Origin of the sequence: Parafrankia sp. FMc2 (assembly GCF_041008525.1) — a bacterium.
In the GTDB taxonomy this organism is placed as follows: Bacteria; Actinomycetota; Actinomycetes; order Frankiales; family Frankiaceae; genus Parafrankia.
Window position 1 is genome coordinate 1 of sequence record NZ_JBFLUG010000162.1, and the last position, 14,686, is coordinate 14,686.

Annotated in this window: 11 protein-coding genes and 2 pseudogenes; 5 read left to right on the forward strand and 8 right to left on the reverse strand. The window is 70.1% G+C overall.

What is annotated here, in order from left to right:
• Nucleotides 1-76: 76 nt before the first annotated feature.
• Both AB1460_RS31470 and AB1460_RS31475 read left to right on the forward strand, forming a co-directional pair.
• Nucleotides 77-292, forward strand: a pseudogene (locus tag AB1460_RS31470) (transposase); the annotation flags it as partial.
• 44 nt (nucleotides 293-336) lie between these two features.
• Entirely contained in the window at nucleotides 337-984 is a 648-nt protein-coding gene (locus AB1460_RS31475) for a TetR/AcrR family transcriptional regulator (RefSeq protein WP_368965714.1), read from the forward strand.
• 36 nt (nucleotides 985-1,020) lie between these two features.
• On the opposite strand, the gene AB1460_RS31480 is transcribed toward AB1460_RS31475, so the two are convergent.
• The 4 genes from AB1460_RS31480 to AB1460_RS31495 form a co-directional block, all read right to left on the reverse strand.
• Nucleotides 1,021-1,860 carry a FadR/GntR family transcriptional regulator gene (locus AB1460_RS31480; RefSeq protein WP_368965715.1) on the reverse strand — a complete coding sequence of 280 codons (840 nt, stop codon included), beginning with the start codon at nucleotides 1,858-1,860 and terminating at the stop codon, nucleotides 1,021-1,023.
• Nucleotides 1,861-2,442: 582 nt separating this feature from the next.
• Entirely contained in the window at nucleotides 2,443-3,720 is a 1,278-nt protein-coding gene (locus tag AB1460_RS31485; protein ID WP_368965716.1) for an ABC transporter substrate-binding protein, read from the reverse strand.
• Between the two features lie 146 nt (nucleotides 3,721-3,866).
• On the reverse strand, nucleotides 3,867-4,595 hold the full coding sequence (locus AB1460_RS31490) for an ABC transporter ATP-binding protein (protein WP_368965717.1): 729 nt from the start codon (nucleotides 4,593-4,595) through the stop codon (nucleotides 3,867-3,869).
• Nucleotides 4,592-7,474: an ABC transporter permease subunit gene (locus AB1460_RS31495; RefSeq protein ID WP_368965718.1), complete on the reverse strand. Its 2,883-nt coding sequence runs from the start codon at nucleotides 7,472-7,474 to the stop codon at nucleotides 4,592-4,594. The genes AB1460_RS31490 and AB1460_RS31495 overlap by 4 nt, the downstream gene beginning before the upstream one ends.
• Before the next feature lie 266 nt (nucleotides 7,475-7,740).
• Here AB1460_RS31495 and AB1460_RS31500 point away from each other — a divergent pair.
• Nucleotides 7,741-8,860: pseudogene (locus AB1460_RS31500) on the forward strand (IS630 family transposase).
• A gap of 56 nt (nucleotides 8,861-8,916) precedes the next feature.
• Here the strand turns inward: AB1460_RS31500 and AB1460_RS31505 are convergent.
• On the reverse strand, nucleotides 8,917-10,140 hold the full coding sequence (locus tag AB1460_RS31505; RefSeq protein ID WP_368965719.1) for an acyl-CoA dehydrogenase family protein: 1,224 nt from the start codon (nucleotides 10,138-10,140) through the stop codon (nucleotides 8,917-8,919).
• A gap of 184 nt (nucleotides 10,141-10,324) precedes the next feature.
• Here AB1460_RS31505 and AB1460_RS31510 point away from each other — a divergent pair, with 184 nt between their 5' ends.
• On the forward strand, nucleotides 10,325-11,581 hold the full coding sequence (locus AB1460_RS31510) for an acyl-CoA dehydrogenase family protein (RefSeq protein ID WP_368965720.1): 1,257 nt from the start codon (nucleotides 10,325-10,327) through the stop codon (nucleotides 11,579-11,581).
• 45 nt (nucleotides 11,582-11,626) lie between these two features.
• Here AB1460_RS31510 and AB1460_RS31515 read toward each other — a convergent pair whose 3' ends face one another.
• Together AB1460_RS31515 and AB1460_RS31520 are read right to left on the reverse strand one after the other, a co-directional pair.
• Nucleotides 11,627-11,977, reverse strand: a complete 351-nt coding sequence (locus AB1460_RS31515) for a transposase (protein WP_368965721.1) — start codon at nucleotides 11,975-11,977, stop codon at nucleotides 11,627-11,629.
• Complete coding sequence (locus tag AB1460_RS31520) at nucleotides 11,911-12,861, reverse strand: hypothetical protein (protein ID WP_368965722.1); 951 nt, start codon at nucleotides 12,859-12,861, stop codon at nucleotides 11,911-11,913. The genes AB1460_RS31515 and AB1460_RS31520 overlap by 67 nt, the downstream gene beginning before the upstream one ends.
• Nucleotides 12,862-13,011: 150 nt before the next feature.
• Between AB1460_RS31520 and AB1460_RS31525 the strand changes: the two genes are divergently transcribed.
• Nucleotides 13,012-13,239 (forward strand): SDR family oxidoreductase, encoded by a 228-nt coding sequence (locus AB1460_RS31525; protein WP_368965723.1) that lies wholly within the window; start codon nucleotides 13,012-13,014, stop codon nucleotides 13,237-13,239.
• Between the two features lie 155 nt (nucleotides 13,240-13,394).
• On the opposite strand, the gene AB1460_RS31530 is transcribed toward AB1460_RS31525, so the two are convergent.
• Nucleotides 13,395-14,186 carry a FadR/GntR family transcriptional regulator gene (locus AB1460_RS31530; protein WP_368965724.1) on the reverse strand — a complete coding sequence of 264 codons (792 nt, stop codon included), beginning with the start codon at nucleotides 14,184-14,186 and terminating at the stop codon, nucleotides 13,395-13,397.
• Nucleotides 14,187-14,686: the final 500 nt, after the last annotated feature.

Genomic DNA, 14,686 nt, shown 5'->3' on the forward strand with positions numbered 1-14,686 from the left:
TATATTATACAACAAACAGACAACACACATATCGAATCATCGTGAGCCCATCGGCATCGACAGATGTGCATAAACCGCCCCACCAGGACGACTCACCCCTGCCCATGTCCGACGAGGGTTCCGAAACATCCGCGCGATCATCCCCCTCCCCGCCGGCGCACCGAAACCCACCAAAGCCGGCCCAGGCCGTCCTCCCGGCTCCCGTAACCGTCAGCCCGCACCCCGCCACACCGTCGGAAAGACCACCAGACGAGAGTTGACCATGACCGCTCACCAACAGCGAAAAGGTTAAAGATCAAGCTCAGGCGCGTGGTGGCCGCACGGCAGACTGGGCCGGTGAACTTGGACGTCGACTGGGGCCAGGTGCCCGACTCGGTGAAGGCCGCGGTGGACCGCGGGCTGAGACGGGCGCAGCGAGACGCGCTCGACGAGGTCGAGCAGATCCTCGACGCGGCGCTGCGGGTGGTCGAACGGGTCGCACCCGCCGAGCCCCGAGTGGCCGACATCGTCACCGAGGCCGGCACCTCAAACCAGACCTTCTACCGCTACTTCGCCGGCAAGAACGACCTGCTGCACGCCCTGATGGAACGCGGCGTCCTGCGCGCCCGCTCCTACCTGCGCCACCAGATGGCCAAGCACGCCGACCCCGCCGGTCAGATCGGCGCCTGGGTGGAGGGGCTACTGAGCCAGCTGGTCCGCCCGGACATCGCCCGGCCCAGCATGGCGCTGTCCCGGCTCACCCTTCCTGGTGGTATCGGCCAGCCCGGTCGCGCCAAGCTGGACGACCAGCTCGGCGAGCCCTTCGCCGCCGCGGGCCGGCCCCGTCCCGACCTCGACGCCCGCGCGGTGCAGCACACCGTCATCGGGGCGATGACCCGCCACGTCGGCGCCGGGACCATCCCCGACGAGACCGAGGTCCGTCACCTGGTCGCCTTCTGCGGCGCGGGCGTGACCAGCCGGCCTGTGCCGGCTGGGGAGGGATAGCCGACCCGATCTGGCATCGGCGCCCTGCGTCGGCGGTCAGCCGAAAAGGTTGACGGGGACGGCCTTACCGTCGCCATGCCACAGATAGGCGCTGGCTGCCCGCAGGTGGCGGTACCAGAGGTCCTCGGCGCCAGCGGCGTCCTTCACCTCGATCAGGTCGACGAGAGCCCTGTGCACCTTCACCGTGCTGCGCTCCGCCTCTTCCTGGGCAGGGCTGCCGATGGTCGGTTCGAGCCTCGACCAGGTGCTCTGTTCGATGATCTCGGAGAGCATCCTGATCAGGAGGGTGAGCGTGTAGTTGCCGGCCAGCCGGGCGACCAGGAGATGGAAGTCGTTGTGCAGGCGGATGGCCTCGGCCTGCTCGCTGGCGGCGTCGTGCTCGGCGAGCGCGGCTCGCAGCGCGCGCAGGTCCGCCCCAGTGCGCTGGCGGGCGAGCATGCCGGCGGCGGGCGGCTCCAGAAACTGGCGGGCCTCCCAGACATCCTGGAGGGCGGTACCGCGATGCTCAAGCACCAGCCCCGCGTAGCGGACCGCGACCTCGAGGCTGGGGCTCAGTACCCGCGCACCACCGCCGGGACCGCCGCGAACCGTGATCAGCGACTCCGCCTCCAGGATCCGGAAGGCCTCCCGCAGCGTTGATCGAGACACACCGAACTGCGCCAGCATCACCGCCTCGGACGGCAGCGCCTGGCCCTCGGGCAGTTCGCCCCGGATAATCCGTCGACGCAGGTCGGAAGCGACCAGCTCGGCCATCTTCGGGAGCCGCAACTGCCGGCCGACCGCCCCCTGGGAAGGACGGTGGTCACCAGCCTGGCCGTCTTCCCCCGCGGCGTCGCTGCCCGACGGCCCTCCCCTGGTGTGCTGGTCGGCAGACACCGGTTCCTCCTTTGTCGGGTCGCGGCATCGACACTACTAGTAGAAGTCGCCTCCTGATTCGCGCCGCGGCCACGGCCCGACCTCGGCCCCAGAACGCCGTTGCGCCCAGCAGGAAATACCAGCCGGACGTGGCGTCCCGCGCCGGCCACGACTTCCGACTGTCGATCATCATCGCGCCCAACGAGTTGTGCCCCGCGGTCCGGGCCTCGACAAGCCCGGTCCGTGGAGCGGCGACCCGGTCTGTCGCCAGCCGTGCGGTTGACAAGCGTCTCCGTGCCGGCAACGCCCTCGGCGTCCAGGCTCTGTCCATTCCAGGGCAAGGTTGCGAAGACTCCGGCGTGAGGATCAAACACCGGCGTTTTGTCAGCCAAACTCACGGTCCGCGCTCACACAGGCGGTGCTCCGGTCGGACGAGGTGGCCGCGGTGGGCACCGCTTCGAGGCCCACCGCGGCCACCGTCGATCTGTTGGCGGCTCGGCGCTAAGAAGCCGCAATGAAATAAGTTCTGTTCTTTGGACCCCTCGTAGGCCCGTGACCTGCGCCGATGCACGTCGCCATGCGGTTGTTGATCTATTACAGCTCCTAACCGAGCTTGTAGATCCCCGTCGCGTCAAGAGTCTTGAAGTTTGAAAGGGCGCCGTCGGGCGCCGCGTCGGCGACGAATCCGACCGTCGAGCAGATGTTCTTCGAGATTCCGGTTATGGCCGTGCCATCGCATTTGAACGTCGCTCCGCCACCCAGCGGGTACGGCGTCGCCGGCATGCTCTGGATCGCCTTGGTGATCCCGGCCGGCGTCACGTCCGTGCCTCCGCCGGCATTCACCGCCCGAATGAAGCCGAGCATGCCCTGGTAGCCGCTGACCACGTTGCCGTCCGTGGACAGACCGTCGCCGTACTTCTCGATCACGGCCTTGAACAGCTTGAACTCGTTGCCGTTCGGGTCGACGTTGGCCTGCGCCACGATCGTCACGCCCTCGTAGCCGCCGGGGATGGAGGCGCCCTTGTCGGTGCCGATGCAGCGGTCGACCGCAGTGATCGACGCCTTCGGGGCGATGGTCCGGATCGCCCGAATCGCGCTGACGCAGAAGGTCGGGTCACCGATGATGTGGAACAGGTCCGGATTCTTGGCGGCCTGGATCTGAGGTGTCATGTCGGCCGTGCCGGGTGGAATGGCGATCACCTCGACCGTGGCACCGATGTTGCGGAAGAAGATCGGCTCAAGCTCCTTGGCCGGGCCGCTGGCCGCCGGCACGTCGATCGCCAGAACGGCGGCCTTGGTCAGCTTGTGCGCCCGGGCGTAGGCGGCCGAGGTCCCGAACGAGGCGAGCGGGTTGCCCCAGACGAAGACGCCTGGGGTATTCAGGACCACCGAGCCGGGGGCGAGGCTCATGCCGACGGGGATGCCCGCGGGCTGGACGATCTTGATCCAGGGGTCGGTCTGGCCGGGGCTGCCGGCGGCGACCGCGGCGACGCCCTCCTGGACGAAGGTGTTGCCGCAGGCCTGCGCGGTGGCCGGCACGCTCTTGTCCTCGCAGGGCACCAGCTCGATCGGGTGCCCGCGCAGACCGCCGAGGTAGGCGTTGGCGTAGGCGACGGTCGCCTGGGCCGCTTTGATCTCGTCGGTGGTGTCGACGGTCTGGGTCTGCCCGGTGCTCACCCAGCCGATCTTGACGGGAGTGCCGGTCGCCGCCTTGGCGGTGCCAAGGATGGCGGCGTCGGCACCAGTGTCCGCGGTCCGATCGCCACCGGACCCGTCGTCGTCACCACCGCATGCCGCGGTGACCAGGGCAACGGCGGCCAGGCTCGCGGTCAGTGCCACGCGAAGCCGGCCGCCCGTCGGCGGTGCACCTAACAAACGCATCATGAGCTCCTTGGTTTATCGGATTACTCGCCGGTGGGAATTCATCTGGCGGCAGGGAGACAGCCCGCCCGACCGCGCGTCCAAAAGCCGGCCACGGTGGGAGGAGGACCCCCAGGGCGCGGGGGGCAGGGTGGCGCGAGACGGGGTCAGGCCGGCGCCGGAGCGGTACCGGCGCCGAGGTAGGCGGCTTCCAGCGCTTCGGGGTCGGCGGCGAGTTCGGCGGCGGGCCCGCTGCGCACCACCTCGCCGTGCACGAGGACGACGGCCCGGTCGGCCACCTCGAGCGCGAGCCGCACGTGCTGCTCGACCAGGACGACCACCGCCCCGGTCTCGTCGGCGATCCGGCGGACCACCGGAAGCAGCCCTTCGACGATCACCGGTGCGAGGCCCATGCTCATCTCGTCGATGAGCAGGACCCGCGGCCTCTGCACGAGCGCGCGGGCGACGGCGAGCATCTGCTGCTCGCCGCCGGACAGCGCCCCGGCGGGCACGCCGAGACGCGGCGCGAGCGCCGGGAACAGATCGACGACTTCGTCGAGGGTATAACCGCCCGGGCGGTTGGCGACCGTGAGGTTCTCCCGGACCAGCAGTGTCGAAAACAGGGACCGGTCGTCGGGGACGAGCACGAGGCCGGCCCGGTTGGCCGCCGCCGGCCGGGCGGACGCCAGCACCTTCCCGTCGACGAGGACCTCGCCACTGAGCCGTGGCAGCAGCCCGGCAAGCGTAAGCATCAGTGTCGTCTTGCCCGCCCCGTTCGGACCGAGCACCCCGACGACGGTCCCCGGCTCGGCCACCAGGTCGAGCGAGCGGACCACGCGGACGGCGCCATATCCGGCTGCAAGCCCACGGACCTCCAGCAGCGGACCCCCGGTCATGCCGTCACCTCCTGCGCGCTGGTCCGACCGTTTCGCCCGCCGCCGTTGGCGCCGCCGTCCGCTGGCAGGTCGCCTGTCGCGGCGTCCTGCTGGCTGGCCGCATGGGTGCTGCCCAGGTATGCCTCGGCGACCGCTGGGTTGGCACGTATCTGGGCCGGCGTACCGTGGGCGATCACCTTGCCGAAGTTGAGGACATGGATCTCGTCGCACAGGGACAGCACCAGGCTCATGTCGTGCTCGACCATGAGGATGGTGACACCGCTGTCGCGCACGACGCGCAGTCGCTCGGCCAGCCACTGGCTCTCGGTCGTGTCCAGGCCGCCGGCCGGCTCGTCGAGCAGCAGCACCCGCGGGCGGCCGACCAGCGCTCGCGCGATCGACACCAGTTGACGCTGTCCCTGGGAGAGCTCGCCCGCCGCCCGGTCGGCGACGTCGGTCAGGCCCAGCAGGTCCAGGGTGTGCGCGAGGTCGTCGTCGCCCTTCCCGGAGCGCCGCCCGGTGGAGGCGGTCAGGCCGACGGTGACGTTCTCCCGGACGCTGAGGTCCTCGTAGAGCTCGATGGCCTGGAAGGTGCGGCCGAGGCCGGCACGGATCCGCTCGTGCGGGCGCTTCGCCGTCAGGTCGGTGCCACCGAGGTGGACGGTGCCACCCGCACGGGCGAACCCGCTGACCGCGTCGATGGCGGTTGTCTTGCCGGCGCCGTTCGGCCCGATCAGACCGACGATACGGCCGGCGCCGACGTCGAAGGAGACGTCATCGACCGCGACGACGCCGCCGTAGCGGACCGTGAGGCCACGCACCGCCAGCAGGTCCGGCCGTCCGTCGGCCGGGCTCGCCGCGACCGCCTCCGGCGCGACGCCCGAGACGGCCTCGCTCAAGCCAGCGGTGCCGGCGACCGCGGTCGCCGACACGGCGACGGCGACGGCCCCGACGCCGGCGACGGCGGGCCGCCTGGCGGCGCGGCGCTTCTCCAGCAGCTCGTGGGCCGGGCCGACGACACCCTCCGGGTTGAAGATCACTGTTATGACCAGCAGTACCGCGGCCACGACCTCGTACCACAACCCGGTCGAGACCGCCTTGCCGATCAGCACGTAGAGGATGCCGTTGATGGCGGTGACGCCGGCGAGCAGGCCGCCGGAAACCGACGTGGTACCAGCCAGGTAGACGGTGCCGAAGAAGGTCAGGCCGAGGATCGCGGTGAACGGGTCGAAGGTGACGTTGCCAGCCTCGTAGGCCAGCAACGCGCCGCCAATGCCGGCGATGAACGCGCCGATCGCGAACGCCGCGATCTTGACCCGCACGACGTCGACGCCCGACGCCGCCGCCGAGCGCTCGTTCGCGCGCACTGCGAGCATCCGCGAGCCCAGCCGGCTGGTACGCAGCCAGGCGACTCCGAGCGCGGTCAGCACGAGCACGACCAGCGCCATTACCCCGAACGTGGAGCGGGGGAAATCGGTGCCCGTGCCAACGCCGAGGTCCCATCCGAAGATCTTCGGGGCGGGGACGGCGAGGCCGTCCGAGCCGACGATGTCGAGGTTACGGAACCACAGCGCCTCGACGGCGAACGCGAGCGCGAGCGTCACCACGGCCAGTGTCAGGCCGCGGATGCGCAACGCCGGCAGCCCGATGACCACACCGACCACGGTCGCGCCGAGCGCGGCGAGCAGCGGGGCGAACGGAAACGGGACATGGAGGTTGTCGGCCAGCGGGGGGACCAGGAACGCCGCCACACCGGCCAGCGGCAGCTGGGCGAAGGTCACCTGGCCCGCATAGCCCGTCACCACCACGACCGACAGTCCGACGACCGCGTAGAGCAGCGAGGAGATCAGCCCGAGGCGCAGGTCGCTGGCCAAGGTGAACAGCCCGACGAGCGCCAGCGCCGTCGGCACCGCGGTCGGGACCAGCAGACGGCGTGGCCGCGGTGCCCGGCCCAGATTGGCGACGATGACCGCACCGCGCCCGGGCAGCGGGTGGGCCCGCGCGACAAGGACGAGGAGGATCAGCAGGAGCGGGACGAGTTCGGGCAGCCCGGAGGCGGGCAGCCAGTCGAAGTCGGTCTGTAGGTACTGGGCCTCCGACTGCAGCGCGCCGATGACGATGCCAGCGACGACCGCGACGACCCCGTTACGGAACCCGCCGATGACGGCGGCCGCGAGCGCCGGGACGATGAACAGCGTGTAGGAGACCGGGATCAGCGGCACCATCGGAGCGATCAGGACACCGGCGAGACCGGCGGTCGCCGAGCTGATCATCCAGTTGCCGGCGGCGATCCGGTCCGGTGAGACGCCGCTGAGATAGGCACCCTTCTCGGTCTCGGCGGCAGCCCGGGTGGCAAGACCGAACCTGGTCCAGCGGAAGACCAACGCGAGCATGAGCGCGAGGACGAGCACCGTCAGAGCGAAGTAGACCCGGTCACTGGAGACGCTCAGCGACCCGACGGTCCACAGATCCGCCGGGAACACCGGCGGCGCCGCGACCAGCGTGGTCCCGAGCTTCGCGGCGATCAGCGCGGTCAGGAGGAGTGACACGCCGAGCGCCGCGATGGCCTTGGCGACCGGCGGCGCGTTACGCAACGGCCGAAATATCAAAAGATGCAGGACCAGGCCGAGCAGCGCGGCGAACACCACCGCGGCCAGCAACGCCGGCCACAGCGACAGTTTGCCGCCGACACTCACTGTGTCGGGCAGGCCCGGGATGAGCAGGATCAGTTCGCCTCCCCGTAGGTAGGCGTACACATACGCGGTGATCAGCGCGATGCTGCCGGTCGCGAAGTTGATGATGCCGGAACTGCGGTACGTGAGGGTGAGCGCGAGGGCCAGCGCGCCGAACACCGCTCCGTTCCCGAGTCCGAGTAACAGGAACCTGACGTGATCGGTCATGGTCTCTCCGGGTGATCGTCCCGGTCAGCTGGGACAGCGATGCGACGGGTCGCTCCCGCGCGTCGGACACCTCGCGGCCGGGACGTCGGCGGGTCACGCCACCCCGGCAGCCCACGAGGAAACTAGTTGGATGAATGTGTCTTACCTCGCGTCGGCTGTCAACGCATGGCCGCTAGTGCTGTGGCCGGGTTGGTTCGCGGTGTTGTGGGTGGTGGTGGCCGGGCAGGCCGGTGGAAGAGGTATCCGGTCTGACCTGGGGGTGTGTGATGGCAGCGCCAGTCAGGGTCCGCAGACTGACTGATCAGGAAGGGCAGCGGCTGCAACGGGTCGTGCGTCGGGGGACGACCAGCACGGTGCGTTATCGACGGGCGATGATGCTACTGGCCTCGGCGGGTGGGAACAGTGTGCCGGTGATCGCCCGGCTGGTCGCCGCGGACGAGGACACGGTCCGCGCGGTGATCCACCGGTTCAACGAGGAGGGGCTGGCCTGTCTGGACCCTCGGTGGGCGGGAGGCCGTCCCCGCCTGCTCGGTCCTGACGATGAGGAGTTCGTCGTCGCGACGGCCACCACCCGTCCGGTCCGACTCGGGCAGCCGTTCGCCTGCTGGTCGCTGCGCAGACTCGTCGCCTACCTGCGTCGGGCACCGGGGCGGGTGATCAGGGTCGGCCGGGAGACGTTGCGGTGTCTGCCGGCCCGCCGCGGGGTGAGCTTCCAACGGACCAAGACGTGGAGGAGTCCACCGACCCTGACCGGGATGTCAAACTCGACCGGATCGAGCAGGTTCTTGAGGGGTTCCCGGACCGGACGTTCGCGTTCGACGAGTTCGGGCCGTTGGGGATCCGTCCGACCGGCGGTGTCTGCTGGGCCCGGCAGGGCCATCCGCAGCGGGTGGCGGCGACCTACCACCGCACCGAGGGGGTGACCTACTTCCACGGCTGCTACTCGGTGGGTGGGGACCGGCTGTGGGAGTCAACCGCCGCCGCAAGGGTGCCGCTCCGAGCCTGGCCGCGTTGCGGTCGATCCGCCAGGCCTGCCCGGACGGCACCCCGATTTACATCATCCTGGATGACCTCTCCGCGCACACGGGACGAAGGATCCGGTCCTGGGCGCGGCGGAACAGGGTCGAGTTGTGTTCCACCCCGACCTACGCGTCCTGGGCGAACCCGATCGAGGCGCACTTCGGCGGGTTGCGCCGGTTCACAATCGCTAACAGCGAGCATCCGAACCACACCGTCCAGATCCGTGCGTTGCACGACTACCTGCGCTGGCGTAACGCTCACGCCCGCCATCCCGATGTGCTGGCCGCCCAGCGCCGTGAACGCGCCCGGGTCCGCAGTGAGAAGCACGTCCGTTGGGGTGGCCGTCGCCTGCCTACCGCAGCATGATCACAAAAGCCGGTGAACATATCGGGCCACAGCACTAGAAGGAGCTTCCAGCGAGGTCAGGACCGCTCACGCGGAAGGCCCAGGGCCCGCTCCGCGAGGATGGTCCGCTGCACCTCGGACGTGCCGGCGTAGATCGTGCCGGCACGGGCGTTCAGGGAGACCTCCCACCAGCTGCGCGATGACTCGGGGTCGGCGCCGGGGTCGTCGGTGCGCATCGGCTTCGACGGGCCCTTGCCGGTGGGGACCAGCCCATCGAGCCCCTCGATGTCCAGGGCGAGCTGGGTGACCTCACGGTGGTACTCGCTCCAGTAGAGCTTGGACACCGACGAGGCGTGGCCGAGTTCGCCGCCGGACAGGACGTCGGACAGGACGCGGTAGCCGAGGAAGCGCATCACCTCGACCCTCGCCCGGCAGTAGGCGAGCCTGCGGCGTACGACCGGATCCGCGGCCGCGCCCCGCCGGCGGGCGAGCTCCACCAGCCGGTCGAGCTCGGCACGGAACAGGATCGGGTTCGTCGCCGCCTCCTCGCCGCGTTCGAACGTGAGCAGCGTCGACGCGACCTTCCAGCCGTCGCCCGGCTTCCCGACGATCGCGTCCACCGGGATCCGCATGTCGGTGAAGAAGACCTCGCAGAAGTCGGTGCCGCCGGTCATGTGCCGGATCGGGCGGACTTCGATGCCGGGACGGTCCACCGGCACGAGCAGGAACGACAGCCCGCGGTGGCGGGGCACGTCCGGGTCGGTGCGGGCCAGCACGAAGATGCCGGTGCTGCGGTCCGCGCCCGAGGTCCAGATCTTCTGCCCGTCGATCACCCACTCGTCGCCGTCGAGGCGCGCGCGGGTCGCCACCGACGCGAGGTCGGAGCCGGCACCCGGCTCGGAGAATCCCTGGCACCAGCGCTGCTCGCCGGACAGCAGCGCCGGGAGGATCTCCCGCTTCTGCTCCTCGGTCCCGTAGCGCAGCAGGGTGTTACCCAGCATCTTCAGGCCGGTGGAGTCCTGCGGCAGCACACCGAACGGCACGCCGGCCCGGGTCAGTTCCTCGACCAGCACCACTTGGTGCAGCGTCGTCAGCCCTCGACCTCCGTACTCGACCGGCCAGGCCACCCCCAGCAGTCCGCGCCGGTAGAGCGTCTGGCGCCACTGCCGGACGAACACCGCGGTCGCCGCCATGTCCGGGATCGCGCCAGTGCCGCGCCAGCCATCCGGCAGCTCCTCCACGAGCACCGCCCTGACCTCGGCACGGAACTCCTCCACCTCGGCGGGGTACGTCGTGTCCACTCAGCCTCCCGTTCGTTAACCGACTCCGACCCAATTAGATATACGATGCCTATCATCTAGCTTCATATCCATCATCTCAGTCCGACGGTCGCGCCTCGCCCTGCCGTGCGGGCCGTTGGGCACGCTTCCGCGGATGTGAGTCGTCGATCGCGACGAGGTCCTCCGCGGCCGAGAGGGAGGCCCAGTGCGCTTCCGGTTCAATCCCGAGCACGAGGAGCTGCGCCGTGCCGTGCGGCGCTTCTTCGCCGACCTTGCCGGCGAGCCGGCGCTGCGCCGCGACATGGCGACCGAGGCCGGCTGGGACCCGGCCGTCTGGCGACGCGTGTGCGACGAGCTGGAGCTGCCGGCGCTCGCCGTCCCGGAGGAGCACGGCGGCGCCGGGTTTGGCCTCGTCGAGCTCGGCATCGCGCTGGGCGAGGCGGGACGTGTCCTCCTGTGCGGCCCCCTGCTGTCGACCTCGATCGCGATCCAGGCGCTGCTCGCGGCCGACGACCCGGACGCGGCCGCCGCCCACCTGCCCAGCCTGGCCGCCGGCACAACCATCGGTAGCCTGGCTGCCCGCGAACAGAGACGAGACTGGGACGCGGCGCCCGCCACCCTCGCGACGCCAGGACCCGACGGCTGGACCCTGACCGGCCGTAAGGACTGGGTGCTCGACGGCCACACCGCCCAGCTGCTCATCGTGACCGCCACCGCCGGCACCGACGTCACCGCGGAGGGTCCGGCCACATCGCTCTTCCTCGTCGACGCGGGTGCGGCGGGCCTGTCGGCCCGCCCGCTCGGCACCGTCGACCCGACCAGGAAGGCCGCCGAGGTGACATTCGACGCCACGCCGGCGACACCGCTCGGCACCGTGGGCGGTGGAGACGAACCGCTTCGGCGCACGTTGGACCGCGCGGTCACGCTGCTGGCCGCGGAACAGGTCGGAGTGGCCCGGACGTGCCTTGCGTCCGCGACCACCTACGCCGGTCAGCGCCACCAGTTCGGCCGGCCCATCGGCTCGTTTCAAGCGATCAAGCACAAGCTCGCGGACGTGCTGCTGGAGGTCGAGGCGGCGGAAGCCGCGGCAATGTACGCGACCTGGGCGGCTGACAACCGGCCGGACGAACTGGCCGAGGCGGCTTGCGTCGCCGGTGCGACCTGCTCGGAGGCCGCGCTGCTGTCAGCTGGGGAGAGCATCCAGGTACATGGCGGTATGGGCGTCACCTGGGAGCACTCGGCTCACCTGTTCCTGAAACGGGCCACCGTCAGCCGGCTGCTGCTACGGTCCCCCGCGCAGCATCTGGACCGGCTCGCGCGACTCACCGGGATCGACGACGCGTTCCCGCCGGGCCCGGCCGCCGGGCCCGCCCCGGGCACGGACGTGACCGCCAACGGGCACCTGACCGCTGACGGCGCGGGCCAGCGCGACCTGACCACCCCGGCCGCTGTCGCCGGCTGACCTTTACCAGCTCTCCGCACTTCGTTAGAAACCGCTGCCGGTGGGTCACCGAGTGTGCTCGGGTGTTGTAGCGGTGCGTAGCCAGAGTGGGCGGCTGAGCCGGGAGGCCGCGTAGCGAGCGCGGCGCTGCTGGTTGGCCACGTTCGTCAGCCCGAACGCCGACCGGTAGACCAGCTTGATCAGCCGGTTGACGCCCTCGGCGGTGGCGTTCGACAGGCCGTAGAAGACCGCGTTGCCGATCTCCTCACGCCAGAAGGAGATCGTCTCGGCCAGGGTGACGACCTCGGGCACGGTCTCGCCGACCGTGGCGCAGTGCGTGAGGAACCTGGTCAGCGCGGTGCTGATCCGCCCACGGCCGGTCGGGCGGCCGGTATGGGTCGGCGTGAGCGCAAACACCGCGCGCAGCAGTTCCTTCGCCTTGTGGACCGCGGCGAGCTGGCGCCCGGCGTCACCGAGGTCCGCGAGCAGACAGCGCAGCCGGCCGCGGTCCGGTACTCGGCCTGGCCGAGCAGGCCGCTGCTACCCGACGAGTCGACGAACACCGTCTGCCACCGGTCGGCGTCCTCCACCCACCGGCCCAGCACGGCGTCCCAGTGATACAATGTCCTGCCCCGGCGATGATCGTCGATCCCCAGCACGCCGACCAGCGGCAACGGCCCGGACACCGACCGGCGGACCCGGCGCGGCGGCCTCACGCAGATCGAACAGGCCGCCGCCGCTCCCGCGTGACCCTCCCGCCCGGCGCTCTCACCGGCCTCGGGACGCTCGGGATCCTCGGTGGGTGCGGCCGACGCGACACCCTCGCCGGGGTCGGTGATTACGATCCCGGCCGTCTCGGCGAGGCGGACGAACGCCTCGTGCGCCGTGTGCCAGGAGATCCCGAGCGTGTCGGCGAGCCGGCTGGCCGCGACCAGCCAGTCACCGCACAGATGGCCGATCGTCTCCCGGCCCGGCGTCGATACCCGGGCCCCACTCGAAGCGACCGGCCCATCCTCGGTGAAGCTGTCCCGATCACAGGCACCGTTCTCACAGTAGAACCGGCGCTTGCACCAAGTCAGCGTCATCGGCACGACCACCAGGTGCACCAGCCGCTGGCCGCCGGCCTCCTTGACCCGCTCCGCGGGCACCCCGCACTCCGGACAGCACGCGGCCACACCCGCAGCCGTCACCAGGTGGGCCGACCACCGGCCGTCCGCCTCACGTTCAAGCTCGACGACCTCGACTCCGCCAAGCCCACACAGCTCCGCGACCACAGCACCGCTAATATCCGACACGCGCACCCGTTCACCTGGAGATCATGGCCCTTCGCAAGACGTGATCTTTCCAGGTGACGGGTGCGCTCCCTTTTCCCAGCCTGCCGACGACTACGCCACGCCACGCCACCATAGGCAATCACGATCCGTCAGACCACGGACACGATCTCTAGCGAGGTGCGGAGGGCCAGTAAAAACGGTGTCGTCGGCCTGACCACGGCCGCGGGCCTTCAGTACGCGAAGCGCGGCATCCGGGTGAACGCGGTCGCGCCAGGCAACATCGCCACAGGTATCACCGAACGGGCCCGCGAGTATCTGACGCCCGAGCAATACCGCCGGATGGAGACCGCGATGCCCGTTGGGCGGCTGGGTCGGGCGGAGGAGATCGCCGAGCTCGTCGTCTGACTCTGCTCGGACGCGGCATCATTGATCAACGCGACCCTCGTAGCCGCCGGTACAGGCTTGCACGTACCCTGAGCTTTCGCGGTGTGTCATCTTGTCTCGTGGTCTGCCCCGCGAATGAACCCGCCAGATCGGGCTGAGGCAACCGCGAAGGCATGCTAGGTGAACATGTCAACGACGATGGTCGTGGCGGAGCGTAGCAGGTATTCGTTCGCGCCGCTCAGGTGACGGTGCCACAGCCGTTCAGCTCCGGCCATGTCCCCCGTCTCGATCAGGTCGACGACCTTCGCGTGCGCTGCGCGGCTTTTCTTCACCGCGGAGGCGAGTTCGGGCGAGCCGGTGTCTGCTTCGACTCTGGAGCGATCGGCCTGTTCAACGATGTGTTCCAGCATGCGCATGAGTACAAGCAGGGTCTGGTTTCCAACGAGCTCGACGAGCAGCGTGTGAAACCGTTCGAGCCGACGCAGCGTCGGAAGCGGCGCGACAGCGGGGTCGCCCGGCCATGGCTCCTCGATGTGCGCGCGCAGCCGCGCGACATCGTCGTCGGTGTGGCTGGCCGCGAGCTGGCGGACGGCCCTCGGCTCGATGACGGCGCGGGCCGCCAGGACGTCGGCCAGTGTGATGCCCTGGTGCTGCAGGATCAGCCCGGCGTACCGGGAGGCGACATCCAGGTTTGGGGGTCGCATCCGTACCCCACCGCCCGGGCCGCGGCGCACGGTGATCAGCGACTCGGTCTCCAGTATCCGGAACGCCTCGCGCAGCGTCGGCCGGGAGATCTCGAACTGCCGCATCAGCTCGCTCTCGGACGGCAGCGCCTCACCTTCGGCAAGCTCGCCCCGCACGATCTGGCGCCGCAGATGGTCCGCGACCAGCTCGGCCATCTTCGGCAGGCGTAGCTGGCGCACGGCCGGGGCCAGGACGGCCCTCGCCGGCGTTCCCATCTCGGGCATCTCGTAGGTCCTCACAGCGCCGACGTCTCGCGGGCGACCTCGATGACGCGGGCACCCAGCGCTTCCTCCCAGTCATCCAAATCTACTGCAGCCGGCTCAGGCGCACGGCCTGCCCGGCAGGACACCGGGCATCGCGCAGGAGATGGCAGGCCCTCCCGGCGGAGCCCATGCCGCCCGGTCGCACGCAACGCGCGCCCCGCCCATCGTCGGGGCCGCGGGCACCTCTGTCCCGGATGTCAGCCGGACACGGCGAGGAACTGTGGTGCTGGTCCGTCTGAGCCGCGGTACCGAGGAGGACGTGACCGTTGGGGGGGCGCGAGGCGCGTCCCGCGCCCCCAACGTAGCCGCCTAGTGCAACGTTCCTCAAAGGTAGTACACAAAGCGGCGGCGACGTGTGCGGGTGGGTGGTGGTGGCCGTCCCCAGACCCAGGGCTTGGCGTGGGTGTTGAGCTGGGTGGTGGCCAGGTCGACGGCATGGATGATCTCGTCGGGGTCGGCGA